At 34.6% G+C, this 25,603-nt stretch carries 29 protein-coding genes and 1 riboswitch; of the genes, 26 read left to right on the plus strand and 3 right to left on the minus strand.

All coding sequences use genetic code 11. From position 1 onward, the window contains the following. The first annotated feature begins 94 nt into the window (after positions 1–94). The 9 genes from ACNFU2_RS10905 (at position 95) to arr (ending at position 8,886) form a co-directional block, all read left to right on the plus strand. Positions 95–709: a hypothetical protein gene (locus ACNFU2_RS10905; protein WP_273649484.1), complete on the plus strand. Its 615-nt coding sequence runs from the start codon at positions 95–97 to the stop codon at positions 707–709. A 154-nt stretch (positions 710–863) separates the two neighbouring features. Continuing rightward, a complete protein-coding gene (locus tag ACNFU2_RS10910; RefSeq protein WP_273649486.1) occupies positions 864–1,979 on the plus strand; it encodes a DUF6794 domain-containing protein in 1,116 nt (371 codons plus the stop codon). Between the two features lie 191 nt (positions 1,980–2,170). Then, complete coding sequence (locus tag ACNFU2_RS10915; protein ID WP_273649488.1) at positions 2,171–2,749, plus strand: hypothetical protein; 579 nt, start codon at positions 2,171–2,173, stop codon at positions 2,747–2,749. A 63-nt stretch (positions 2,750–2,812) separates the two neighbouring features. Next, positions 2,813–3,574: a hypothetical protein gene (locus ACNFU2_RS10920; RefSeq protein WP_273649490.1), complete on the plus strand. Its 762-nt coding sequence runs from the start codon at positions 2,813–2,815 to the stop codon at positions 3,572–3,574. Positions 3,575–3,587: 13 nt separating this feature from the next. Further along, complete coding sequence (locus tag ACNFU2_RS10925; RefSeq protein WP_306614169.1) at positions 3,588–4,763, plus strand: T9SS C-terminal target domain-containing protein; 1,176 nt, start codon at positions 3,588–3,590, stop codon at positions 4,761–4,763. A 78-nt stretch (positions 4,764–4,841) separates the two neighbouring features. Beyond that, a complete protein-coding gene (locus ACNFU2_RS10930) occupies positions 4,842–5,279 on the plus strand; it encodes a hypothetical protein (protein WP_306614171.1) in 438 nt (145 codons plus the stop codon). A 469-nt stretch (positions 5,280–5,748) separates the two neighbouring features. After that, the gene (locus ACNFU2_RS10935; RefSeq protein WP_306614173.1) at positions 5,749–7,833 is read left to right on the plus strand and encodes a M48 family metallopeptidase; all 2,085 of its coding nucleotides are present in this window, start codon (positions 5,749–5,751) and stop codon (positions 7,831–7,833) included. A 146-nt stretch (positions 7,834–7,979) separates the two neighbouring features. Further along, a complete protein-coding gene (locus tag ACNFU2_RS10940) occupies positions 7,980–8,435 on the plus strand; it encodes a MarR family winged helix-turn-helix transcriptional regulator (protein WP_306614175.1) in 456 nt (151 codons plus the stop codon). Positions 8,436–8,451: 16 nt separating this feature from the next. Continuing rightward, entirely contained in the window at positions 8,452–8,886 is a 435-nt protein-coding gene (gene arr, locus ACNFU2_RS10945; protein WP_228456995.1) for an NAD(+)--rifampin ADP-ribosyltransferase, read from the plus strand. 9 nt (positions 8,887–8,895) lie between these two features. Here arr and ACNFU2_RS10950 read toward each other — a convergent pair whose 3' ends face one another. Beyond that, positions 8,896–9,303 (minus strand): winged helix-turn-helix transcriptional regulator, encoded by a 408-nt coding sequence (locus tag ACNFU2_RS10950; protein WP_273649500.1) that lies wholly within the window; start codon positions 9,301–9,303, stop codon positions 8,896–8,898. Between the two features lie 89 nt (positions 9,304–9,392). Between ACNFU2_RS10950 and ACNFU2_RS10955 the strand changes: the two genes are divergently transcribed. From ACNFU2_RS10955 to ribB, 12 genes are all read left to right on the plus strand, one after another. After that, on the plus strand, positions 9,393–9,773 hold the full coding sequence (locus ACNFU2_RS10955; RefSeq protein WP_273649502.1) for a nuclear transport factor 2 family protein: 381 nt from the start codon (positions 9,393–9,395) through the stop codon (positions 9,771–9,773). Between the two features lie 96 nt (positions 9,774–9,869). Next, positions 9,870–10,244: a VOC family protein gene (locus ACNFU2_RS10960; protein WP_273649504.1), complete on the plus strand. Its 375-nt coding sequence runs from the start codon at positions 9,870–9,872 to the stop codon at positions 10,242–10,244. A 30-nt stretch (positions 10,245–10,274) separates the two neighbouring features. Next, positions 10,275–10,784 carry a hypothetical protein gene (locus tag ACNFU2_RS10965; protein WP_273649506.1) on the plus strand — a complete coding sequence of 170 codons (510 nt, stop codon included), beginning with the start codon at positions 10,275–10,277 and terminating at the stop codon, positions 10,782–10,784. Between the two features lie 115 nt (positions 10,785–10,899). Next, positions 10,900–11,472 (plus strand): peroxiredoxin family protein, encoded by a 573-nt coding sequence (locus ACNFU2_RS10970; protein ID WP_273649508.1) that lies wholly within the window; start codon positions 10,900–10,902, stop codon positions 11,470–11,472. A 36-nt stretch (positions 11,473–11,508) separates the two neighbouring features. Next, on the plus strand, positions 11,509–11,868 hold the full coding sequence (locus ACNFU2_RS10975; RefSeq protein ID WP_273649510.1) for a DUF2200 domain-containing protein: 360 nt from the start codon (positions 11,509–11,511) through the stop codon (positions 11,866–11,868). Between the two features lie 126 nt (positions 11,869–11,994). Next, positions 11,995–12,606, plus strand: coding sequence for a TetR/AcrR family transcriptional regulator (locus tag ACNFU2_RS10980; RefSeq protein WP_273649511.1), 612 nt, complete (start codon positions 11,995–11,997; stop codon positions 12,604–12,606). Positions 12,607–12,627: 21 nt separating this feature from the next. Continuing rightward, positions 12,628–13,473 (plus strand): sialate O-acetylesterase, encoded by an 846-nt coding sequence (locus ACNFU2_RS10985; protein ID WP_273649513.1) that lies wholly within the window; start codon positions 12,628–12,630, stop codon positions 13,471–13,473. Positions 13,474–13,611: 138 nt separating this feature from the next. Beyond that, the gene (locus tag ACNFU2_RS10990) at positions 13,612–14,115 is read left to right on the plus strand and encodes a DinB family protein (protein WP_273649515.1); all 504 of its coding nucleotides are present in this window, start codon (positions 13,612–13,614) and stop codon (positions 14,113–14,115) included. 28 nt (positions 14,116–14,143) lie between these two features. Then, a complete protein-coding gene (locus ACNFU2_RS10995) occupies positions 14,144–14,668 on the plus strand; it encodes a DinB family protein (RefSeq protein ID WP_273649517.1) in 525 nt (174 codons plus the stop codon). A gap of 115 nt (positions 14,669–14,783) precedes the next feature. Beyond that, the gene (locus tag ACNFU2_RS11000; protein ID WP_273649519.1) at positions 14,784–15,563 is read left to right on the plus strand and encodes an alpha/beta fold hydrolase; all 780 of its coding nucleotides are present in this window, start codon (positions 14,784–14,786) and stop codon (positions 15,561–15,563) included. 274 nt (positions 15,564–15,837) lie between these two features. Continuing rightward, on the plus strand, positions 15,838–16,302 hold the full coding sequence (locus tag ACNFU2_RS11005; RefSeq protein ID WP_273649521.1) for a DUF1772 domain-containing protein: 465 nt from the start codon (positions 15,838–15,840) through the stop codon (positions 16,300–16,302). Positions 16,303–16,439: 137 nt separating this feature from the next. Beyond that, a riboswitch (FMN riboswitch) is annotated at positions 16,440–16,565 on the plus strand. 90 nt (positions 16,566–16,655) lie between these two features. Then, on the plus strand, positions 16,656–17,303 hold the full coding sequence (gene ribB / locus ACNFU2_RS11010) for a 3,4-dihydroxy-2-butanone-4-phosphate synthase (protein WP_172280579.1): 648 nt from the start codon (positions 16,656–16,658) through the stop codon (positions 17,301–17,303). Positions 17,304–17,377: 74 nt separating this feature from the next. Here the strand turns inward: ribB and ACNFU2_RS11015 are convergent, their stop codons facing one another. Next, the gene (locus ACNFU2_RS11015) at positions 17,378–19,465 is read right to left on the minus strand and encodes an outer membrane beta-barrel protein (protein ID WP_273649523.1); all 2,088 of its coding nucleotides are present in this window, start codon (positions 19,463–19,465) and stop codon (positions 17,378–17,380) included. Between the two features lie 194 nt (positions 19,466–19,659). Here ACNFU2_RS11015 and ACNFU2_RS11020 point away from each other — a divergent pair, with 194 nt between their 5' ends. From ACNFU2_RS11020 to ACNFU2_RS11040, 5 genes are all read left to right on the plus strand, one after another. After that, positions 19,660–20,412, plus strand: a complete 753-nt coding sequence (locus ACNFU2_RS11020; protein WP_273649525.1) for a DUF3575 domain-containing protein — start codon at positions 19,660–19,662, stop codon at positions 20,410–20,412. Positions 20,413–20,514: 102 nt separating this feature from the next. Beyond that, positions 20,515–21,192 (plus strand): response regulator transcription factor, encoded by a 678-nt coding sequence (locus ACNFU2_RS11025; RefSeq protein WP_172280585.1) that lies wholly within the window; start codon positions 20,515–20,517, stop codon positions 21,190–21,192. Next, positions 21,189–22,457, plus strand: coding sequence for a sensor histidine kinase (locus ACNFU2_RS11030; RefSeq protein ID WP_273649527.1), 1,269 nt, complete (start codon positions 21,189–21,191; stop codon positions 22,455–22,457). Before ACNFU2_RS11025 ends, ACNFU2_RS11030 begins: the two co-directional genes overlap by 4 nt. Before the next feature lie 102 nt (positions 22,458–22,559). Next, the gene (locus ACNFU2_RS11035) at positions 22,560–23,972 is read left to right on the plus strand and encodes a porin (RefSeq protein ID WP_273649529.1); all 1,413 of its coding nucleotides are present in this window, start codon (positions 22,560–22,562) and stop codon (positions 23,970–23,972) included. Between the two features lie 20 nt (positions 23,973–23,992). Further along, positions 23,993–25,285 carry an MFS transporter gene (locus ACNFU2_RS11040; protein WP_273649531.1) on the plus strand — a complete coding sequence of 431 codons (1,293 nt, stop codon included), beginning with the start codon at positions 23,993–23,995 and terminating at the stop codon, positions 25,283–25,285. Between the two features lie 57 nt (positions 25,286–25,342). Here the strand turns inward: ACNFU2_RS11040 and ACNFU2_RS11045 are convergent, their stop codons facing one another. Continuing rightward, positions 25,343–25,555 carry a hypothetical protein gene (locus ACNFU2_RS11045; protein WP_089027820.1) on the minus strand — a complete coding sequence of 71 codons (213 nt, stop codon included), beginning with the start codon at positions 25,553–25,555 and terminating at the stop codon, positions 25,343–25,345. Positions 25,556–25,603 lie beyond the last annotated feature (48 nt).

Genomic DNA, 25,603 nt, shown 5'->3' on the forward strand with positions numbered 1-25,603 from the left:
AATTGTATACATGGTATATGGATGTAATATGTAAATTTGGATCTTAGTGGCAATCCGATGAACCAATGACAGACAAAACTTAATAATGAATTGAATGATAAAAAAAATAGTAATCTTGGTAATAATCTGGTTAGTTTTTGTTTTTGTCGACTACTTTTATCTTCCCTATTTTATTCAACCCTTTTCTTGGTTTTTAGTATGTATAATCTTGCTAATTTTAACAGTAAGACAAATAATAAAATTAATTAGGGAAAGAAAGTACATAAAGACAAATAGAATAGTAAATCTTTCAGTAACATTAATTTTATTAGTTCTAACGTCTTACAATTTCAACAAAATCCCAAACTCCATTATTGAAAAAATTGACTGGCGTATTTCATATAATAAGCGCAATCAAATAGTAAAAGAAGTTTTGACAGAAAAATTGAAACCAAATACAAAAACGAATAATGGTATCTATAAACTTTCATTTGACTTCCCGATTATTTCAAATGGAGGAAATGATATTTGGATTTATCAGAATAAAACTGAAGGCACAAAAACTATCAAATTTTGGATTTCTCGTGGCTTTTTCGAATCACCACAAACTTATTTTATATTCACAAATGATAAGGAGACACAAAAGCAATATGAAGAACTAATAAAAGTAAAACCAGAATATAATTGGAAATTAGAAAAAAACTGGTACCGGATAATGGAAAGGGATTAAAATTTCTTTCTTACAGATAAAATTATATTGGACAATTTATATACATCGTTCTACTTTGTAGAACGGTTTTTTGTTTCTCGAAAATAACATTGTTAGTATAATTAAACGTACATAATATTTCTGTAATTCGTAGATTTGGACCATCTACAATATCATGAAAAAAATATTCCTCATAAGCATTATTCTATTTTTAGCACAATTACAGGTATTTGCCCAAAATAAATTACCCAAAAACTTAAAACAAGTTGTAATGTATTTAGATAAAGACTGCCCGGATAGTATTAAAATACAAATTAAAAATACTCATCAAGACAGTTTAATTTATACTGTTTATCCATTTGCAAAAACAAAACCGTATAAAAACTATGAAACAATTTTTAATTGGACAAGTGAAAATGGTAATCCAAAAATCACTAAATATTTAGATAAAAAAGGAATTTTTGATCATCACTCTCAAGTCTTGCTATATAGTTTTAAGCAATATCTTGTAAATGGTAAAATCAAAGAAAAAGATATTCTTAACAAGTATATTAAACTTCAAAAACAACTAGATGATAAAAACAAGATAAAATATATTACAGACACCATTGACAAAGTTTACATTCCCAAAGACTTGGAGGATTGCTTTGCTCAGATCAATACATTTTGGAATGATAGTATAAAAGCAAAAGTTAAAACCTTGGAAGAAAAAGAGTTTACCGGTAAAGTTCATTTAGGATTTGGAATGTGGATGAGGAATAACTGGCAGCTTTGGGGAGGCTCAAGACTATCAAAATATTTTAATGATTTAAATATTTATCATCCGGATAATATGTCGGGAATTATTTTGGTAAGTTATCACAGACATTTAAACAATAGAGAGATTAGGCTCGAAGAGCAGGTAAAATACTATCAGGATTATTGGGAGAATGCTAAAAAGACCGAATTGAAAGGAAAAACAGAAAGCTTTTCAAAATATAAAATTGGTGATACAATTAAGTTCAACTATCAAAAAGGATTTGTGAGTAAGGAACAGGAAGATAAATATGATAATGATATTTGTATTGCAACAGGAATAATTACCGAACGTAATGAAAAGGACTTTCTCATTAAAGTAAAAATCATTGAAACTTGCGACAAAAAAGGAATCATCTATTATGACAATGATGGAGATATGATATATGATCCAAAAACCAAAAGGTCAAGCAGACCTTCAAAAAGAATTATTAAAAAAATTAAACGTAATAAAGAACAATGGTTTGACTATAAAAGTTGGGAACCCTTTGAATAATAAAAGCACCATAAATAATAAGTCTTTGCATTCATTTTCTCTATAGAAGAGTATGTTCACATTCTTGAAGCAAGGATCATTGACCCAACTAAAGTAACGAGAGTTGTCCTTGAAAAAGCAGCTTCTCCCGCAACTTTACTTATATTTGTTTCGAAACCACATTAAATATACATAACCTGAAGATTAATGGAATGAGAAAAATATTTTGGGTGTTAATTGTTGTTCTTTTTACGGTGAGCTGCTCCAAAAGTAAAAAACAAGAAGAAACAGAACTAAACAAAATAGTGAGTGCTGTTTTGAAATACGAATCCAATCGTAATCCTTCAAAAGAGAATCCCTATTTAGTTGATCCTAAATTGCTACAATTAAAAATCTACACTCCCAGTCCAAAAGAAATGCTGGGAGAAGAGCCGGGACCGCCACCGTTTTTTAATAAAAGTGTTGTTCACTTACTTGATTTAAAAAATAGTAAATCAGGAGAAAGAAAATCTGATTCGCTGCATTTATTAATACAAAATAAATATATCCTGGATTCTTTGAAGATTGATGATAAAATAAATTCCAATATAAGGCTTGCTCATAAGGAAGAGGTTGATCATCCTATAAAACTGTATCAATTCTCAAATCCGTTATATTTCAATGATAGATTTGCTTACATAGAATATAAGTATCATGACACTTCTTTTGTAATTGGTTTTGGTTATCTGCTGGAAAAGCAAAAAGATGGAAGCTGGGAAGTAAAAAGGGTAACTAATACTTTTATGACGTAAAAGGCTGCAACCATCCCGAAAACAACTCTGCCATTCTAATACATTTACTCTTACCCCAGACTTATGAAATTCAAATTTTTAGTTCTATTTCTAATCATATCTATAAAAATTTTTGCAACTGGCCAGCAGTCTAATTTTATCACAATAGACGGAAAAAACCATAAATTACTGAATGATCCTTTAGAAGGATATTTTGTGAAACATCCAGAAGATCATCCTGTTTATGGAGAAAAGTTTGTAAGAAAGAATGAAAACGGAGATGAAACATTTTTAATGACTACCTCAAACCATCGTGGGTATATTGCCTATTTTGAAATAATAGATAATGAGTTATTCCTGATTGATCTTACAATAGCAGATCCGGACAGTGATTCAGAAACACAAATTTCTGTATTCAATAAAATCTTTCCTGATAAAAAAACTAAATTGAATTATTCAGGAATTCTTACCGTACCGAATGGAGATTTTATTGATTCTGATAATTTTGGTTTTTCAAGCTACTATTCAAGTTATCTGATTCTTACTTTAAGTAATGATATTTTAATCAAAAGCAAAGAGTTACAAAAAGAGGATTACATAAAGTTTAAAATAAATCAGTTCAAAGCATTTCAAAAAACCGAGGAATATAGAATTGAATATAAAAACTATCTCAAGCGTCACAAAGAAGACAAAGAATGGGATCTATCCCATGAAAACACAAAAGAATTATCAAAAGAGGAAATTAGACAAATAAGGAAACAGTATGCAAAAGAACCTTCAAAAGATGAGATTGATGGTTTCTTATTTATGATGTCGAATTTGGAAAAAATATATGTTGATTATTAATTAACTTCATAGCATGAAAACAAAATTATTACTTCTTTCATTTTTTGGCTCATTGCTAACGCATGCACAAATGCTCAATTTTAAAAATCTCAGGAATATGTCCATTGGCAGAGGTGCTATAACCAGTGTAATCGTGAATGATAATATTTATGTAAGCAATGGGTATCAGGAAAAAGCAAGCGATGCCAAGTATATTGAGAAATACAATATTACCGATAACAAATGGAGTGTTTTCAATTCTACCCTACTTCCTAAAAGATTTGCTAATTCAGAAACTTACAATAATAAAATTTATATTTTTAACGGTTGGGGAAATAGCCATCTTGAAATTGTAGATCTTGACACCAATACCATCACGAAGGGTGCGACCAATCGTTCCTATACAGGAAATTCAGGTTCTGCAATCTATAATGGCAAAATATATGTGTTTGGTGGCAGCGGATTAAACGGAGCCGCAACCACTGTATTTTCTAATAAATTCCAGTATTATGATATTGCTTCAAACACCTGGAATTCATTACCCAATATGCCTACGGCCAGGGAAACAAAGGGGAAAATTGTTAATGATAAGCTGTATGTAATTGGCGGTTTTAATGGCACTCCATCCCGCCTGATCAATGTTTACGATCTCAAGACTAACCGTTGGATCGATCAATATACGATGCCTGTTGGTATATCCGGACATTCACTAGCTGTATCCGGCAATAAAATTTTTATTGTTGGGGGCTATAATTATCAAAATTTCATTGCCTATTTTGACACGACAACCAATAAAATCCATCGGTTATCCTCCAATATGATTCCGAGAAGACATGCTACAGCGGAAGTATATAATAATAAATTATATATAATCGGTGGAAGTACAACGTCTCTAACCAGTTCAGCTATTAAAAGCATACAAGTGGCAGATATTAGTGAAAATATACTTTCTGGAGATACACCTGCGGAAGATCAGGCATTGAAAACAAAAGCCTATGTCAATTCTTATAGAGACGGCTTTATAATCAGTAATAAAAATAATAGCAATCAATTTGAATACTCCATTTTCTCAATAGATGGAAAATTAATCTCTAAAGGTTTTACCAACTATAATCAAAATATAGATTTATCAAAGTTCCGAAAGGGAAATTATATTTTCCGTTTTAAAAATGAAAAAGGGGAGTTAGAAAGCATTAAAATTGTGAGATAATGGATCTTTGCTGAAAACCTCTCGATTTGAAAATGCCATTAAAATAGTAAATAGAGAAATTTATTCTGAACATTAATAGTGCAAACAATTAAAAAAACAATTAAGAGCATTGTATTAGGTTTCTTTACTACAACAGTTGAATTAAAGGATTATAATACATTTAACTATGAGTTTTCCGGAGATTTGCAGCACACTGAACTTACCGGCGTTTATGAGGTAAAAGGAAACGATCTTTATTTAAGATTCAATAAGAATAAAGGAGAGGTAGAATCCGAAATTGATTCATTAGCAATAACAGATATATTGTCGGGTAATTATCATAATTATGATTTAAAAACTGATAACAATATTAATTATCATTTAAAATATAAAATTAAAGGAAACAAATTGTTTTCTTATAGGATTAATAATACAGGACTCGTTAAAAAAGCAAAAGTATATGGTACCCAAAAGAAATTTTTGTTTTTTGGTACCAGGTGGAAAAATAAAAGAAGCTATCTTAAAAAATTTAATTAATTGAATTCCTGGCTATTCATACTTTATCACTATGAAATATTTTACAATTATTTTAATGCTCGTATTAGCAAGTTGCAATAAAACAACGACTCAGCCTATTGTTGATTATAGTACCAATCATGCAGAAAATGAGCGCATGCTTTCGTTTTTGAAGGAACTTAAAAGGCAAAATAAACACACCTTAGTGCTTATAAATCAAAAAGAATCTGATCTCAAAAGGCTGACAGATCTTATTCAGAGGGATAAGATAAACAACGTTAAGGTAATAAAGGACAGCTCAGAAATAAAACGATTGAATTACTCCTACAACACAATAAAGACCATAATTTTCGCTACAAAAAAATAAGAAGGATTATATAAAAAAAGATACTGCTTAAAAAACCCGATCTCATTAATCATCCTGATTTTCAGAACAGTTTTTCTTGTCCTTTTAAATTTATGAATGTATTATTGCAAATAAATTATTATCATGTACATTCAGGTTTCTGAGGATTTCAAAAAGAAAAGTAAATCTGCTGTTTCAGCCATTGTTGTATTCATCCTCATATATCTTCTCATGTTCCTTTTTACCATAGCCTTGGCAGTAGGATGCATTATCGGAGGGATCGGATTAATTGCTGTAAAACCCATGTTTATTACCATCATGCTGGGAGCAGGGCTTGCAGGCACAGGAGTTTTCGTATTCTTTTTTATTATTAAATTTTTATTTAAGAAACACATTAACGACAGAAGCTTTCTGACTGAAATCAGAAGATCAGATGAACCTGAGCTTTTTAAAATGATCGATGAAATTGTAAAGGAGGCTGAAACTGATTTTCCTAAAAAAATATATTTAGCATACGATGTCAATGCAAGTGTTTTCTATGACTCCAGCTTTTGGAGTATGTTCTATCCTATTAAGAAAAATCTGACCATCGGACTTGGGCTGATTAATACTTCGACAAAACAGGAATTGAAAGCTGTCCTTTCCCATGAGTTTGGGCATTTTTCCCAACGCTCGATGAAAGTTGGAAGTTATGTGTATAATGTGAATCAAATTATCTTTAATCTGGTTAATGATGATGAATCGTACCGTAACTCTATTGAGAAATGGGCAAATATGAGTGGTTACTTCTCAATTTTTGCAGCATTAGCACTTTTTATCACAAATAAAATCCAGTGGGTGCTCACCAAAATGTATTCTTTTGTGAACATCAGACATATGGCACTTTCAAGAGAGATGGAGTTTCATGCAGATGAAGTAGCCGCGAATATTGCAGGATCACTGGCTTTGGAGGAGTCTTTATTAAGAATGGAACTGGCTCATAATTCATACCAGAATGTTATCAATTTTTATGACGCAAAGGTTTCAAAGAACCAGGCAAGTCCAAATATTTACAAAGAACAATTTTTTGTAATGAATTTCCTCGCAAAACAAAGTGAACTCGAAACCCAATATGGGCTTCCTTATGTAAAACTTTCTGAATCCGGACTTTTCAACAAGTCAAAACTGAATATTGAAAATCAGTGGGCTTCACATCCCTCCAACGAAGACAGAATCATAAGGCTTAGAAATCTTAATATCATAAAAGATAATGAGAGTACACCGGCTAAAAACCTTTTCAGGGATTTTGAAAAAACAGAAGAAAAGTTGACCGCAAAACTTTTTTCCAGAGTAAAGTACCAGAAGGAAAGAACCGAACTTAATTTTGAAACATTTACTACAGAATTTGAAGAACAATATAACAGAGATTCCTTTGATAAAATCTTCAATGGTTATTATGATAATAAAAACCCTGATTTCACTGTTACGGAAAATTCCAATGACAATCTTTCTTTCGAAGAGCTTTTTTCAAAAGACAAAGTAGAACTTGTTTATACTTTGCTTGCTTTGGAAAATGATAAAAAAACAATAGAAGCCATCGCTAAAAAAGAAATCATTCTAAAGACTTTTGATTATGACGGGAAAAAATATAATTCCGGAGAAGCAGGAAAACTTGTTCCACAATTGAATGATACCATCTCTGAAATCAAACAACAAATCCACCAGAATGACTCGGATATTTACACCTACTTCCTGAAATCTTCCACTGTTCTTAACAGAAAAAATGAATTTGAAAATGGCTACCGTAATTTTGAAGAATATGATGGTAAATATGAAGATAAATATATCTTATATTCTGAATTAATCAATGCAACATCATTTATTAATGAAAAAACTCAATTTGAACAAATCAAAAAGAATTTTACCAACCTGAAACCTCTTGAAACAAAATTAAAAAATGAAATTCTCCCATATTTAGAGAATACACAAGTAGTTGATGATATTGAAGAACAAACCTTAAAAGATCTTAAGTATTACATCGAGAATGAACTCGTCTATTTCAGCAGCGATCAGTATATCACGGCTAATTTGCAACTATTAATAACGGCAATAAACATACTTCCTTACTTTCTCCATAGACAATATTTTCTGATAAAAAAGGAATTCCTGACGGTTATAAAGGATATTGAAACTATCAAATCAGTTTCAGAACCAATCACTATATCAACCACTTCCAATTTTGCCCCGTAAATTAATGTTCATACAATGCTCTTAAGTCTTCAGACTTCAAAGAGGATTATTTATTCAATCTAAAACCGCCTTGTTTTTTCAAAGTGGTTTTTTTATTTACAAAATTAATTTATCTTTGTAACTAAGATATTTAGCAAATAAGAATAATGGAAATTAGTGAAGAAGCAATTCAACTGAGAAAACTTAGTCAACAGTTTGCCTATACTTCGATCCAAATGCACGAAAGTATCGGTAGAAAAATAGGCCTTAGCGGAACCGATCATAAGTATCTGGGATTTCTTGTGCAAAAGGGATCAATGACTGCCGGAGAACTGGCTGTCATCACAGGATTGACAACAGGTGCCATCACGGGCCTGATCGACAGGTTTGAAAAGAAAAAACTCGTCCGCCGCCAACCGGATAAGGATGACAGGCGAAAAATAATCATTGTCCCGGACAACGCCAGAATAGCCCAACTTATTATTCCTCAATATCAGGATTTCCAGGATAATACAGATCAGCTTTTTGCCTCTTTTTCACCGGAAGAATTAAAAACCCTGGAAAAATATTTCCGGAGTGCCCTGGAAATAATGAATACCAAAATTGAAAAAATAAAATCTTAAGTAAAATATGAGTATCATGGAAATGAATAATAAAGAACCTGAAAATAAAGTTTTAGACAAAGGGCCGTTTTATCATGGAACAAAGGCGGATCTGAAAACTGGAGACCTGCTGACCGCCGGATTCGCATCTAATTACTATCCGGAAATTATTATGAATCACATTTATTTTACCGCTTTAAAAAACGGAGCAGGACTTGCCGCCGCATTGGCAAATGGAGATGGTAGTGAAAGGATATACATTGTGGAGCCAACCGGTGAATTTGAAAACGACCCTAATGTAACAGACAAAAAATTTCCAGGTAATCCTACCCGTTCTTACCGCAGCAAGGAACCTTTAAAGATTATCGGCGAAGTAAAAGAATGGATCAAACTAACAGATGATGAACTTCAGAGATGGCGTGAAAACATTGCAAAAATCCGTGAGAACCCTGATGCAGAAATTATAAACTGACAAGCAGCACTACTTGATCTTTGACTTCAGGTCATCACTTAACTCGCGGATAACACCTATTTTGTCCTGTTGGATTTTTTTCCCCAGCTCTTTTCGCGGGCAGTTGGCATTGTATTTTGCTCCCCAATCCATCAGTTCAATGACGATTGGTAACAAATCTGCCCCTTTTTTTGTGAGGCTGTAGATAAATTTTGATTTGTTGAGCGGTGATACTTCCTTAACAAGGATTTTCTCTGCTTCCAGAACACTCAATCTGTTAACCAGTATATTTGATGCTATCCGCTCTTCAGAATGTAAAAATTCGCTGTACGACATTTTACCTCTCAGCATAACATCCCTGATGATTAAAAGTGACCACTTATCCCCGAAAATATCAAGGGAACAACTAATTGGGCAATCTGATCTCTGTTTATCCATATAAAAATAAGTTATTGCAAAATGCAATAACTTTTATATCTTTGTTATTGCATTTTGCAACAACAAAGATAATCACAAATTTTAATACAATGGAAAATCAAACAAACACAAGGCAACTTCTTGAAACTTATTACAAGGGATTTGCAGCAAAAGCCAATTGGGAAAGTACATTAGCCGACGATTTCGAATATACAGGCGGTGACATGACCAACACAACTCCTGTTGTTGGAAAGCAGGCTTATATTGAAATTATAAAGCGGTTTTCACAACGTTTTGAAGCCATGAGAGTGAAACAAATGGTAATTGAAGATGATAAAGCCAGTGTCATCGGAAATTATGATTTCCAATTCCCGAACGGTGCTAAAATTAATGGTAATGTTTCTGAAAACTGGACCGTGAAAAATGGGAAATTACAATCTCTAACCCTGTATTTTGATACCTTAACTTTTATGGAGAATATGAAGCCATAAACCATCCGGCTTTCATGGATATTTTATATCAAAAAAAAACCATTCTATTTTCAGGAGTGGTTTTTTGTTATATTTATCGTTGTTAAAAAGAGACCAATGAATGTAAAATTTGATACCTTGATCTTATATGTTCAGAACATTCCATTGATAAAAAAATTTTATACTGAAAATTTTAATCTCCCAGTGATTGAGGAAGACGCCAGCTGGCTGCTCCTTAATGCAGGATCGGTCCAAATCGGATTTCATAAAATTGGAGACCGTTATCTGGAAAAAATTAATGCAGGTCATCAATTCGATAATAATACAAAGATCGTTTTTGAAATTGACACAGACATCGAACAGGCAAGAGATGAGTTCGTATCGAAAAATATCCTGATGAAAGAAATTAAAACCTTTGAAAACTATGATTATTGGTTATGTGACGGAACTGATCCTGAAGGAAATGTATTCCAGCTAAAGTCTAAACAGTAATTACACAACCTCTTTAAATTCTCCGCTTTCATGAAAACAATAATCATCATGTGCTGTCTTGTTGTACTGTGGGTTTATATGTATTATCCGGTTTTTGACAGTGAAGGGATATCTTATTTTATCATTTTTTCCTGTTTTACAGTTCTTTGTTTTTCCATTGCTAAAATATATTCTTCTGACACTAAGACAGATTATGAATCAATTGAAAAGGAAACCGACAGATTAGAGAAATTAGATGGGAATTTTAAATACACTGCAGATGGTTTTTACCATAAGCACAAAAATCAGCCAGAATTTATCCGATGGGATGAAATTGTTTCTGTCTATTCATTCAGCATCCCTTTTTTTGACGACAGACAGACAGGCCTTGAAATCATAACCGACAAAAATCAGTATGAATTCGATCAGGAAATACCCGGAATCACAAAACTGACGCACATGCTCGAGCAAAACCTTCCGGATTGGGATTCAAATGCACCGACTCTTAGGATCAATAATTACGGGCTTGAAAAAGCAAAGCTATACGAACGGAAGATATAGTTGTAAAATAAGAAATAAGAAATAATAACATCACATGGATAAATATATCCCGGCATCTTTGATCTCCTGATTTTCACGTATATTTATCAAAGCATCATCAATCACAAAATGTACTATGAAAAATATTGTAGCAGTATCAGTTATTTTATTAATGCTATCCTGTGAAAGCAAGGAAGCAAAAAAAGAAAGGATTTTTAAAGAGTTCCAGGAAGAGGCAAAGGCCATGAAGAAAAATCAGATCGATCTGTTTGTGGGTTCAAAGCCCATACCTTTTTCAGCTAAAACGATCAGTGGGACTTCTTTTAATTCACGGGATTACCTGGGGAAAAACCTTGTTATTTTTATTTACGATAAATCTTATCTGAAAAAGAGCGAATCCTATGATATGGCGGAAGAATTTAATGCTTTATACAGTAAATACAATAAGGAAGCTCATTTTATTGGTATTGTAGAAGGGTTTGTGGAAAATGAAAAAGAGTTTAAAGATTACCTTGCCCACTCGAATGTTCTTTTTGAACAAATTGACAATACAAAGTCGTACAATAAATCTGAGAAATTAAATTATAATGTATTTTGCAATCCGGCAAAAGTACTTATTGGCATAGATGGCAAAGTCCTCCATTCTTCATGCGGAGGAGGAAATATTTCGGCTATTGCCCAAAAACTTGACAGCATAAAAAGCCAATAAGAAATAAGCTCATTGATGAATCAATAAAACAAAAAGATGGAAAACACAAATTACGAAAGGGTTTACAACATGTCGTTCGCCGGGGTTTATCCTCACTATATTACCAAAGCAGAAAAGAAAGGGCGCACAAAAGAAGAAGTACATGAAATTATTTTTTGGCTGACGGGCTATACTGAAAAAGATCTTCAGGAAATAATTAAGAATAAAACTAATTTCAGGGATTTTTTCGAACAAGCCCCACAAATTAATCCCAGTGTTACTTTGATAAAAGGAGTTATTTGCGGATACCGTGTGGAAGATATTGAAGATGACCTCATGAGAAAAATCCGTTATCTCGACAAGCTGATTGATGAGCTCGCCAAGGGAAAAGCAATGGACAAAATTTTAAGAAAATAATTATCTTAAAAGTCTTAACTCCACTTTAAGCTACTATAAAATTTTAATTTCTCCATAAAATAATCTACATTTGCATTATAATTAAATGAATATTCATTTAATTATAATGAGCTGAAAATAAATAAAATGAGAAACAGGGATCTTACTAAAGAAAATACAATTAAACAAAAAGCAATAGAAATTATTGTACAAGATGGATTGGACGGCTTTACAATTAATAAACTCGCAAAAGCATGCAACATTTCTGTGGGAACACCTTATGTATATTATAAAGATAAAGATGATCTCATTGTAAAATTGGTTATTGAGGAAGGAAACAAAATGGAAACCCTCATCAATGAAGGATTCGATCCTAAATCCAGTCTGGAAGAAGGGTTGCGCGTACAATGGGCAAACAGATACAACTATGCTATTAAAAACCCTTTGCTCCTACCCTTCTTTGAGCAAATCAATAATTCTCATTACAGTCAGCAATTTGCTCAAATGTTTAATGAGAAACCGGGAATGTTTATGAGTGAATTTAAAAATAACCTTTTGAACTTTATTTCAAATACGATACAGCGGGGAGAGATTGATGATACCCCATTTGAAATTTATTGGTCAATTGCATTTGCTCCTCTGTATAATTTACTACGTTTTCATCAACAGGGAAAAAGCATCAGCGGATTACCTTTTGCTCTCACAGATGAAATGGTATGGACAACTTTTCATAAAGTGTGTAAAGCTTTAAAAAAATAATTAAATCAAATAATAATTACAATGACACATTCATTTTTAATGATAGGTCAGTCTAATATGGCCGGACGTGGATTTCTAAAAGATGTTCCTCCAATCCTTGATGAAAAAATTAAAATGCTAAGAAATGGGAGGTGGCAAATGATGGCAGAACCTATCAATTTTGACAGACCAACTTCAGGAATCAGCCTGGCTACAACATTTGCTTCATCATGGCGGTTATTCCATAATCAGGAAGATGATATCGGATTGATTCCTTGTGCTGATGGCGGAACAAGCCTGGATGACTGGTCAGTGGAGGGAGCATTATTTCAAAATGCTATTTTTCAAGCTAAAGCGGCACAAAAAATCAGCACATTAAGTGGCATTCTTTGGCATCAGGGGGAAAGTGACAGTCATGGACAAAAATACAGGTCATATACCGAAAAATTAAGCTACATCATAAATACTTTGAGAGAAGAGCTTAATACTCCGGAAATTCCATTGATCGTTGGAGGATTAGGAAGCTTTTTAACGGAAGGTATGTATGGACAATACTTTAGTGAATACAGTAAAATTAATGAGGCTTTAGTTCAATATGCGAAAGATAACGAGCATGCCTATTTTGTATCTGCAGAAGGTTTAACAGGTAATCCGGACAATATCCACTTTGATGCTGTTTCTCAAAGAAAATTGGGCATCAGATATTTTAAAGCCTTTCAGCAAAAAAACAATATTATAGGAATATTGTCTGATGAAGAGCAGATAATGAACAAGATTCACAATCGTCCGTTAACAAAAAATGAAAAATACGAATTGCTTCAATATGATTTTGCAATGGGATTGGTGAGTGCGAATGAATTTCAGGTACAATTTGCCCAACTTAAGTAACATTACTTTTTAGCTATCATAAAAATGGAACCGGTTTTTTAACCGGTTTTTCAATTTGAAAAAATTCAATCAGTATTTTACTTATTTTTAGTGCTTAATTATACAGTAAAAAAACACCATAACAATAAAACAATAATTATGAGCTTAAAAACATTAGTCACGAAAAGTGTTCAGTACAACAACTGGGTGGTGAACAAATATATTGACTGGCTTTCTACCAAATCGGATGAACAGCTTAATCAGGAAACGATTTCCAGTTTCCCTACCATCCTGAAGACCCTGCATCATATCTGGCAAACTCAGGAATATTGGTGGAGCCATATCAATGAAAATAATGACTTTGATTTCGCTAAAATTTCCAACACCAATACTAAAGATGAAGTTTTCAGTGCAATCAAAAATAACTCTCAGAAACTTGTAGATTATGTAGAAAGCCTATCCGAAGAGGATTTAGCAAAAAATGTAAAAATAGAGTCTCAATGGTTTCAATGTGATTTCTCTAAATATGAGTATATCCAGCATGCAGTTATCCATGGAACTTACCATAGAGGACAGATTGTAACCATGGGAAGGAACATAGGTATCACAGACGCCCCCATGACAGATTATAATTACTGGAATATTTATAAAGATCAGCAATAATTTCAACCTTAGCATATTTAAAATTATTATGTCATTCAATTTAGATAAAGCAACAGAAATTCTTGAACGTACCCCCGATGTTTTAACCTCATTACTGGAGGGATTAAGTGATGAATGGATCTATACCAACGAAGGAGAAGAAACATGGAGCCCTTTTGATATAATCGGCCACTTGATCCACGGAGAAAAAACAGATTGGATGATCCGGGCAGAAATAACCCTATCTGACGGACCGGAGAAAACTTTTACTCCGTTTGACAGATTTGCACAGTTTGAAGAGAGCAAAGGCAAAACACTATCCCAATTACTGACAGAGTTCCGTGATCTGAGAAAGAAAAACCTCATCACTTTACAATCTAAGAATATAACTGATGAAGATCTTGACAAAACCGGAATTCACCCGGCATTTGGTGATACAACTTTAAGACAGTTGTTATCAACATGGGTTGCTCATGATCTTGGCCATATTGCACAAATATCAAGGGTAATGGCAAAACAATACAAGTATGACGTTGGCCCATGGAGAAACTATCTGCCTATATTGGACCGGTAATATCGGATAGTATTTGGAAATATATTACCATTAATAAACTGTCAATACATTACAATGGAAATCATCAGAAAGTTGTTGACTTCAAATAAAATTTATAAAATCACAAACCCATAATATGGAAAAATATGCATCATCATCGGATGGACAAAAAATTCATTACAAAGAAACAGGCACCGGAGATACAGCCTTAATCCTGGTTCACGGATGGCTGGGAAATGCGGAATGGTGGGAAAACCAGAAGGAATATTTTAAAAATAAATACCGTATTGTTCAGATGGACCTTGCAGGCCATGGAAAATCTGACAAATCCAGAAAAAACTGGTCGAGTGAGCAATATGCAGAAGATATTAAAGCCGTTGCCAGCCAGATCGATTCAAAAGACATTATATTAGTTGGCCACTCAATGTCGGGAGCGTATGTTCTGGAAGCTGCCCTGAAAATTCCCAATTTAAAGTCAGTGATTTTGGTGGATACCATAAAAAACCTGGACGAAACTTTCCCAATGGAACAGGTGGAAGAGGTTCTATTTGTTCATTACCGGAATGATTTTAAAAATGCGGTCGAAAATATTCTTCCCCAATTCCTTTTTGTGGAAAAAACTCCGGAAACAGTAAAGGAAAGAGTACAAAAAGAATTTCTTCAGAATACGGGAGAGATGGCAATAGAACTGCTCATTCCCTTATACAAAACCGATTTCCGGAAAGCCGCATCGCAGATTAAAGTGCCCGTAAGAGCAATCAACTCCGATGCTTCACCTACAAATGCTGATGCCAACCGCCAATACTTACAGGATTTCGATTATGTAAATATAAGTGATGTAGGCCACTACCCTATGCTTGAAAAGCCTCAGGAATTTAATATACTCTTGGAAAATATATTGGAACAAACAAACTGAGCATCAAAATTAATACTAAAAGATCACTAACAATCCATTCAAATAAAGTCTTGAATGGATTGTAATTTTAGAGCACAGAACGCGCTACAGAAACAAGTTCTACCCTATGAAATACCATTTGTAAGCATTCTTTAATTAGCAATCGAAAAGTAGTAGCGTTCCTTATAGGATGATCTGTCCTAAAAAAAAATCTTTTCCATTCAAAAAGGACCGATTTATACAATTTTCAATGTCCTCTATGAAATAATTTTGTTTCATAATACCATACTTTATTATGAAGCTTTTTATTTTATATCTCTACATCATGATCGGAAGCGGAATATTATTTGTTAACCTTTACAATTCCCTTGTCGATGCCCCGAACTGGGGTAGAAACATTCCCGATTCCCTTGAAACGGCAAAAAATTATTTTCAGCAGAAAACACCGGCAAATTTCTTTAAAATAACAGGACCTCTCCACCACCTCATCGGATTAGCGGTGATCATTTTTTTGTGGAATCCATATCCTCAGATCCGGGGGTATATAATTTCGGCATTCATCCTTTTTGTTCTTGCTGATGTATTTACAGTAATGTATTTCTTTCCGAGAAACAATATTCTTTTCGGACAAAAACCTGTCGATCCCAAAATTGCTTTGCAAACGTGGAAAGAATGGAGCCACATGAATTGGATCCGTTCATTGATACTTCTTTCCGGAGTTGTAATTGCGTGCATTTCTCTATATAAAATATACCGGTAAAACATCCTGATACTCTTAATTAATTTCAAAAATCATTTCCCATTTCAAAAAACTTCCCGAAATTAGCAGCCTGTGCGTTAAATACTAATTAATGAATTAAAAACAAGTAAACAAGACATACAGTAAAACTTAGCATAAGTTTTCTTCGGGGCAGGGTGAAATTCCCTACCGGCGGTTATAGTCCGCGACTCCTTTTTCATTAAAGGACTGATTTGGTGAAATTCCAAAACCGACAGTTAAAGTCTGGATGGGAGAAGAAAATGAAACGATCAATAAGCTTGCCTTATGGACTTATTGGTGCGTATTTCATTTCCATGTACCGAAGTGTATTTTAACTTTTAAAGTAAAATAACATGGAAAAATTATTAGAAAAATTCGGAGTTTCCTCCAGAGAACGTGTAGAAAATGCACTTTTAAAATTACAACAGGGCAAAGGCATCCTTCTTGTGGATGACGAGAATCGCGAAAACGAAGGCGATATCATCTTCCCTGCCTCTACCATTACAGAACAGGATATGGCACTTTTGATCCGCGAATGCAGCGGAATTGTTTGTTTATGCATTTCGGAAGAGAAAAGCAAACATCTTAATCTGCGACCAATGGTAGAGACCAACAACAGTAAAAATCAAACCGCATTTACCATTTCCATTGAAGCAAAAGAAGGAGTGGAATCCGGTGTTTCTGCAAAGGATCGGGTAACCACGATCAGAACTGCCATAGCAGAAAATGCTTTGGCGGACCATATTGCAAGCCCGGGACACGTCTTTCCTCTTGTTGCCAAAAAAGGAGGCGTCTTTGAAAGAAGGGGTCATACGGAAGGAAGTGTTGATCTGGTAAAGATGGCAAATCTTGGGGATGATGCGGTTCTTTGTGAACTCACCAATGAAGACGGCTCTATGGCAAGACTACCCGAAATTGTAGATTTCGCGGAAAAAAAAGGAATGAGTGTAGTCACTATTGAAGACATTCATGCTTATCGCAGAATGATCGCGCAAAATTAAAACAGAAAATATTTAACGTACAGAAAACAGCTCCGGATTCTCCGGAGCTGTTCTTATGATAAAAATATGCATGATTAAAAAGTAGCCGCAGGAGCTGTAGAATTATTAAGTTTTTTCTGCATATCCGTTTTCTTTCCTTTTGAGAAATCATAGCTGAAGCCCAGAACAAACATCGACTTATTATTCATAATCTGGCTATTTCGTGAATAGTTGACCACGCTTTCAGGAAGACTTTTTGTCTTGTATTCCGAAGGCATTCCTATCCAGTACAATCCTGTAGAGAATGTCCAGTCTTTGTGTTTATAATTGACGAAAACATGATTCGCATTCTCATTGGTATTGAGAAATGCACCACTAAGTAAATACACAGGAATATTGACCTGATATTGTAGTGAGAATGATTTGTACTCCGAAGATAATTCCAGATTATTGGCGATATAATTATTTTTGATCAATGCGCCCTTGCTCGTTCTTACGGTTTCAGATGAAGGAGCAACCATAGCTTTGATCACAAGAAGATTATTCCCAAAAGGCTTATAGGATCCCGTAAGCTGCAGCCCATATTGTTTCGAGCTTTTTGCATTTTCGTAGGTAAGGGCATATCCTCCAAAAGTATCGTCCATCACATAAAACTGGTTGATCGTACGTCGGGTATCTGAATAAAATAAATTAGCATTAAAATCAAAATACTTATTGTTCAGTGAATAGATCAGGTTATTTCCCCATGTCAGCTGTGACTTAAGAAATGGATTTCCTTTTTGCACAATGTTCGGTGCCATCTGTACCACATTACTACTTAATGCAGCACTCCATGGACTCTTTGGTTTATAGCTGCTTGTAAAACGAAGACTCTGATTTCCTTTCAGCTGATATCCTAAAATAACTTTTGGAGTAATAGACCATTCATCAAAAGTAGTTTCAGCACTTTTATTATGAATGTTGGTAAGGCCTGCACCAACACGGTATGTAAACTTTTCAATTTTACCGGAAAATTCTGTGTAGAAATATTGCTCTAAATAATTCACTTTGTACTGTGAAAATCCTGCAAGGTTTTGGAGATCATTGGAAATAGAGGTGTTCGAGATACGATACCCTGAAGAAAGTTTTCCACCTTCAAAATCATGAGTATGGGCAATCTCTCCAACAAAACCCGTCTGTTTAGCTGTAAGATTCATATCATTATCAAAAACTGAATTCCCTGAAGAGGTGATCCATTCCTTTGTAAATTCTGAAGTATCTGTGGTAAAATGGGAACCCACGACATTCAAACTTAATTCATCTTTTTTACTCAGTTTTTTTGAAAAGTAAAGATCAAGTGTCGGTGTTACGTAATCCGTCCCTCCCCTTTTCATCATGGTATGCCCTTCCGTAACATCATCTTTTGTGAAAGTACTTTCTCCCTTACCATTCACGAAAGTATGAAGGATATCCATATTCAGTTTTGCCTGAAATGAATAATTATCAGGCACCATACGGGTATACCTTAAAGCAATATTTTGAGAGGTATATCCAAAATGATCTTTCTTCTTTTCATCGGAAAGATAATGTGAATTATCAAGCTGATAGTCATAGATACTGCGTACTCTCCGGTTGTCATAATCTCTTAAATTCATGGAATATTCCAAACCGAAATTATTTTTGCCTTTTGTAAAATTGGCATATGCTGATCCATTTACGAATCCTGTATTCAATGCGGTCATTACATCGGTTCCAAAAACATATCCTGTCTCTGTAGACCGTGTAATCACATTAATAACCGTATCCGCTCTTGTTGCCCACCTTGCGGGTGGAATATCATAGTATTCAACTTTTACTACTTCACTGGGTGCTATACTCCGGATCTGCATATCCGTTGCTTCAATTCCATTAATAAGAAATAAAGAAGTTCCTCCTTTCGTACTTTTCAAAGTATTCGAAACAGGATCCAACTGTAATTCCGGTAATGTCTTTAATAGGTCCTTTGCGTAACGGGCCTTTTCTAACGCTGCTTTATCAAAAGTATATACTGCTTTGTCTGCAAACTGTTTTTTACGTTGGGACTTTATAATCACCTCCTGGATTTCTGCCGTCTTTGTTTGATCAATAGTATCGCTTTTGATGTTTTCCTGCGAAAACACAAAAACTCCACAAAGAAAAAGGGCGGCACATACTGTTTTTTTCATGTCAGAAATTGAATAATATAAAATAGGACAAGCAGAATCTGATATGTATTACATGGTATACGGATTCAAGTCATCAATAAATTCCTAACTAACTTTATATAAATAGTTTATTTTTCATTTAATTATTCATTTCTATACACTATTGCCCATTTTTTGCTGCTATTATTATAAACTCCAGTATTAAATTTAGAATCATGAAAAAATATCTCCTGCTTATCCTCCCTTTTCTTTTTTCGAAAGTCTGTTCACAGGAGGTCACTCCTGTTTCTGAAGAAAAAATGAATATCATTAAAACCAATGTCACAGCATATGCATTCAGGAACATTAATTTGTCATATGAAAGAGCCTTCAATCAGTGGTTCTCTGTGAATGTAGGATTTGGAACAATGCCTGAAGGAAAGGTTCCGTTCATTAATGCATTTTTAAAAGATAAAGATGAAGAGCGGTTTCAGAATTTAAGGATTAAAGCAACTAATTTTACTTTCGAGCCTCGTTTCTATTTAGGAGCAGGATACGGAAAAGGCTTTTACGTAGCCCCGTATTACAGATATTCAAAAGTAAGTTCTAATACTTTTGATTTCTATTATGATTTTAAACCCACCAATGGAGTTACTTATCAGATTCCATTGAAAGGATCAGGAGATACCAATGGTAATAGTGGTGGATTAATGGTCGGGGTACAATTCTTTCTTACCAAAAGCCAAAATCTTGTTTTAGATCTCTGGATTGCCGGTGCACATTATGGTAGTGGAAAAGGTGACTTTACGCTGACAAGTGATTATCTGCTGACCCCTGAAATGCAACAACAGCTAAAAAAAGAGATCGAAAATCTGGACATCCCGTTTGTAAAATATACCGTAGAAACCAATCCCAATGGAGCCCGGATAAAAGTAGATGGTCCCTGGGCAGGCTTCAGAAGCGGATTATCATTAGGATATCGTTTTTAAAACCTGGATACATAAAAAATGATTGATCAGGTAGTGTTCTGAAAATTAGAACACTTTTTTTATATCTTTAAGCCCTAATAATGTATTTCGGATTATAATTTTATGAAAATCCTTATCATCGAAGACCATAAAGATCTTGCTTCCAACATCACAGATTATCTTAAAAAAGAAGACTATGTTTGTGAAGTGGCGACTAATGCAAAAGAAGCTTTAGAAAAAATTGAGCTTTTCGAATATGATTGCATCCTACTTGATCTGATGCTTCCGGATGGAAATGGATTGGAAATCCTGAAACATATTAAAAATGATGCTCCGGAATCCAGCATCATCATTGTATCCGCCAAAGACTCCCTGGATACCAAACTGACAGGTTTGGACGAAGGAGCCGATGATTATATGACCAAACCTTTCTCATTACCGGAACTGCATTCCAGAATAAAAGCCGTGCTCAGGAGAAAAACACCGGAAACCAACCGCATCTTAAGTTTCAATGAATTTACTATTGATCTGGAATCAAAAGAGTGTAAAGTGAATGAGCGACTACTGAATCTCACCAAAAAAGAACTCAACCTGCTGATCTATTTTATTAATAATCAAAACAGAATGCTTTCCAAACAGGCTATAGCAAGTCACCTGTGGGGAGATTATACTTATAGTGTGGATAATATAGATTTTGTATACCAGCATTTGAAAAATCTGCGAAAAAAGATTATTGACGGAGGAGGCAAAGATTATCTGCAGACTGTTTATGGGTTGGGTTATAAATGGATTGATAAATGAATTTAAGCTTTCGTTTTGCCAGAGCATTTACTATCCTGGTTTTCTTTGTCCTTACCACAGGCTTTACGATTTTGTATTTTGCCTTTGAAAGGGCAACGATGCGTTCAGCGATCCTCAAACTTGAAGATCTTAATGCTTATGTGGCCAATAAGTTGGCACAAGATTCCACATACGATTATCTTACCATACACCACAGACAAACCCAGGTTAAGATCCTACCGTCCGATTACAAGAATACCAAAGAAAAAATTATTGAAGAAAAGTACATCTGGAATAAAAGTGTACAGTCTTACATCAATAAAATTACCGTTATTACCTACCCTGTCATTCATAAAAAAAGATATGCCATAACCAGCGTAAGATACATCACCATCATTGAAAACCATTTTCTGATAAGTATTATTATGGTGGTTGCCTGGATCATGGTGTTCCTTATTATTCTTACGATCATTGTCGGGGTCCTGGTTTCAAAGAAGATTCTTGAACCGTTCTATCATGCCATAGAAGAGATCAAAAAATTCAGTCTTAAGAATAACAGGCCTATGAGCCTTATGAAAACAGAGACCGAAGAATTTAAATCCTTAAACAGGTTTTTGCTAAAAATGTCCGAGAGTTCAAAAAAGGACTATCATTTATTAGAAGAACTTTCGGAAAACACTTCCCACGAGCTCCAAACTCCACTGGCTTCCATTAAAGGAAAGATCGAGTTACTGATGGACAGTGATCTCTCAGAAAAACAACTGCTTACCCTCTCCTCGATGAACGATGAACTGGACAGGCTCTCTTCTATTAATCAATCCCTTATTCTATTAGCTAAGCTGGAGCATTTTGAAAAAAGCGAATCGAATCATATCAACTTTTCAGAGCTGCTTAGTGAACGACTTCAGTATTTCGAGGATATCTTTGAAATTCAGAACCTATCATTAACCAGAAATATCCGGGAAGAGGTTTACCTTAATTTCGATGAGAATTTGGCTATTATTGTGATCAATAACCTCATCAATAACGCAAAAAGGCATAATATCGAAAATGGAAAGATCAGAGTAACTCTTACCGAAGATTATTTTGAGATTTCCAATACCGGAAATCCTCCAACTATTCCTACGGAAGAATTGTTCAAAAGATTCAAGCGCGGAAACCCTGATCAAAACTCAATTGGGATCGGTTTGGCACTCGTGAAGAAGATTTTGGAGATTTATGACACTGAAATTACTTATCATTTTGAAAACAATTTTCATACTTTAAAGATCAATTTCATAAAATAAAAGATTGAAATTCAAAAACATAACAACAAATATTCAATTCTGATCAAAACTTCAGAAAAACTTCAGAATTTATGTATTGTTTAGGTGCAAATAATAGCATCAATGAAAAAACTTTTCATCATTTTCGGCCTGGCTGCCTTACAATTACTATACAGCCAGGATACTGCAAAGGTCAGTACAAATCCTGAAGAAGTTATATCAGAAAAGAATCCTTTAGATATCGGAGAGCTTAAAATCAACCTGAATCCCAAAGGAGACAAATGGCTGAAATTCGGTATTTCCAGTCAGATCTGGTTGCGAAGTATTGACAATAATCCGGGAACACTCGTGAATGGCGTTCCCCAGCAGCAAACATATGATGCAGGAATCCGAAGAATGAGGCTAACTATTCAGAGTCAGCTTACACCATTTTATTCAGTTTTTCTACAAATGGGAATTAATAACCAGTCTTTTATTTCCGGAGGAGGATCGGGAACAGGAAATAATGGAGCCGGAAAGAAAGCCCCTTTTTTCTTTCATGATGCTTATAATGAGCTGGCTATTATACCACGAAATGATTTTCAGACCGGAAAACCCAATAAAAACAATTTGTATCTGGGTGCCGGGCTTCACTCCTGGAATGGCGTAAGCAGATTGACTAATGCAAGTACTACAAAAATGCTTGCCGGTGACATCCCTGTTTTCAATTTTCCGGCCATCGAAATTGCAGATCAGTTTTCAAGACAGTTCGGTATTTTTGTACATGGAGAATTTGATCGGTTAAATTACAGATTCAGTGTCAACAAGCCTTTTGCTACTAATCTGAAGCCCGTTGTAGGAGGACCTGCTGTGGATAATAACCAAAGCGGAAAGCTATCTTACTCAGGTTATGCATTCTATCAGTTTTTCAATAAAGAAACAACGGTAACTTCTTTTCTACCGGGTAATAATCTGGCTGCCAGAAAAGTTTTGAATATCGGAACGGGTTTTTACAGTACTAAAGATGCAACACAATCTCAACCCTCAGAAAATGTTTTCGAGTCTCATGCTGCCAATGTCTTCGGAGCAGATATCTACTCGGAGCTGCCTTTGGGAAATAAAAGTAAGGAAATGGGACTGACCTTGTATTCTGTATTCTATAATTATAATTACGGACCCAACTATTTAAGAGTAAGCGGACTCCTGAACCCAGGAACTCCTGATCCACAATTTACAGGGCAAAAAGCACTGGAAGGTGCCGGAAACAACAGGATTTTGATGGGTACGGGAAATATCTGGTTTTCACAGGTAGGATTCGTTCTTCCTAAATTCAGTAAAATACTGAAGGTTCAGCCTTTCTTCAATTATGCTTTAAAGGACATGAAAGCATTAAATCAGAACGGCAGCTATTATGACGTGGGAGCAAATTTTTACTTATACGGCCAAAATGCCAGAATTGTTGTACAATACAGCAGCAGACCACTCTATGATCTCGTTTCCAAAACAATTTTTGACAGAAAAGGAGAATTTTTACTATCACTTCAGATTATACTTTAAAAATTTAATATATTACCCCTATGAATACTACTCAAATTACAACAGCCCAAAGGATTAAAGCCATTGTGGGTGGTTCTATCGGAAATCTAGTGGAATGGTACGATTGGTATGCTTATGCTGCCTTTGCCATCTATTTTTCCAATTCATTTTTTCCTGATTCGGATCTTAATGCACAACTGATGAATACTGCCGGAATATTTGCAGTTGGATTCCTGATGAGACCTATCGGCGGATGGTTATTCGGAAGTATTGCAGATAAAATAGGGAGAAAAAGAGCGATGACCCTGTCAGTTTTACTAATGTCATTCGGATCTTTACTTATTGCCCTTACGCCTACTTATGAAACTATAGGAATTCTGGCTCCGATTCTTCTTTTAATTGCAAGGCTACTGCAGGGATTGAGTGTAGGTGGAGAATATGGTGTTTCAGCCACCTATCTCAGTGAAATGGCGACAGAAGACAGAAGAGGGTTTTACTCAAGCTTTCAATATGTAACCCTGATCGGAGGGCAGTTAATTGCATTGGGGATCCAGTTGGTTCTACAAAAGGTACTTCTTACAGAGGCACAGCTGGAAGACTGGGGCTGGAGGATTCCTTTTATTATCGGCGCAGCCCTTTCCGTTATTGCATTATATCTGAGGGCTAACCTTCATGAAACGGAAGCTTTTGAAAACAAAAAGGAAATGAGTGAGAAGAAAAAAGGAACTATAAAAGAATTGCTTAAACATCCTAAAGCCCTTCTCACCGTAGTAGGTTTAACATTAGGCGGAACGTTGGCTTTTTACACGTATACCACCTATATGCAGAAATTTTTAGTAAATACGGTTCATCTGACAAAAGAACAGTCTACCCTTATCTCTTTCGTATCATTATTTATTTTTGCCTGTCTTCAACCTGTTTTTGGTGGATTATCAGACAGAATAGGAAGAAGACCTTTGCTTCTGGGATTTGGAATTTTAGGAACTCTTTGCACAGTACCTTTGCTTACAGCATTAAGCACAACAACCTCAATGTGGGGAGCCTTCTTTTTAATTATGGCAGCATTGATTATTGTAAGTGGATATACTTCCATTAATGCAGTTGTTAAGGCAGAACTTTTTCCTTCGGAAGTAAGGGCACTTGGTGTTGGCTTACCTTATGCTTTAACAGTAGCTATTTTTGGAGGTACGGCGGAATATATTGCCCTTTGGCTTAAGCAGGCCGATATGGAACCTTATTTCTATTGGTATATTACAGCATGTATCTTCTTTTCGCTGATTGTTTACGCCAGAATGAAAGATACCAAAGAAACATCAGCATTAAATAAGGATTAAAAAATATACTGACCCTGAATGAAACGCGCCGCAGAAATCTGCGGCGCGTCTTTTATTTTAGCTATAAGCTTGTCTGAATTTCACAATAAGATCATCCAGATTATGACGCTGTACATAAATTGTTTTCACCTCTTCATATCTTGGCGATTTGTAGAAAACCTCATGAAAGTCCATGCTTCCGTTTCCTACTTTTACTACTTTCTTTACTTCAATATTCAATTTTCTTAGCTCGTCCTTCAGAACTTGAAATTCATCTTGTATATTATTCATTGGTATTTTGGATTTAATTAAAAAACTACGATTTTATCTCCAACACCC

Origin of the sequence: Chryseobacterium sp. PTM-20240506 (genome assembly GCF_048296755.1) — a bacterium.
Lineage (GTDB): Bacteria > Bacteroidota > Bacteroidia > Flavobacteriales > Weeksellaceae > Chryseobacterium > Chryseobacterium proteolyticum.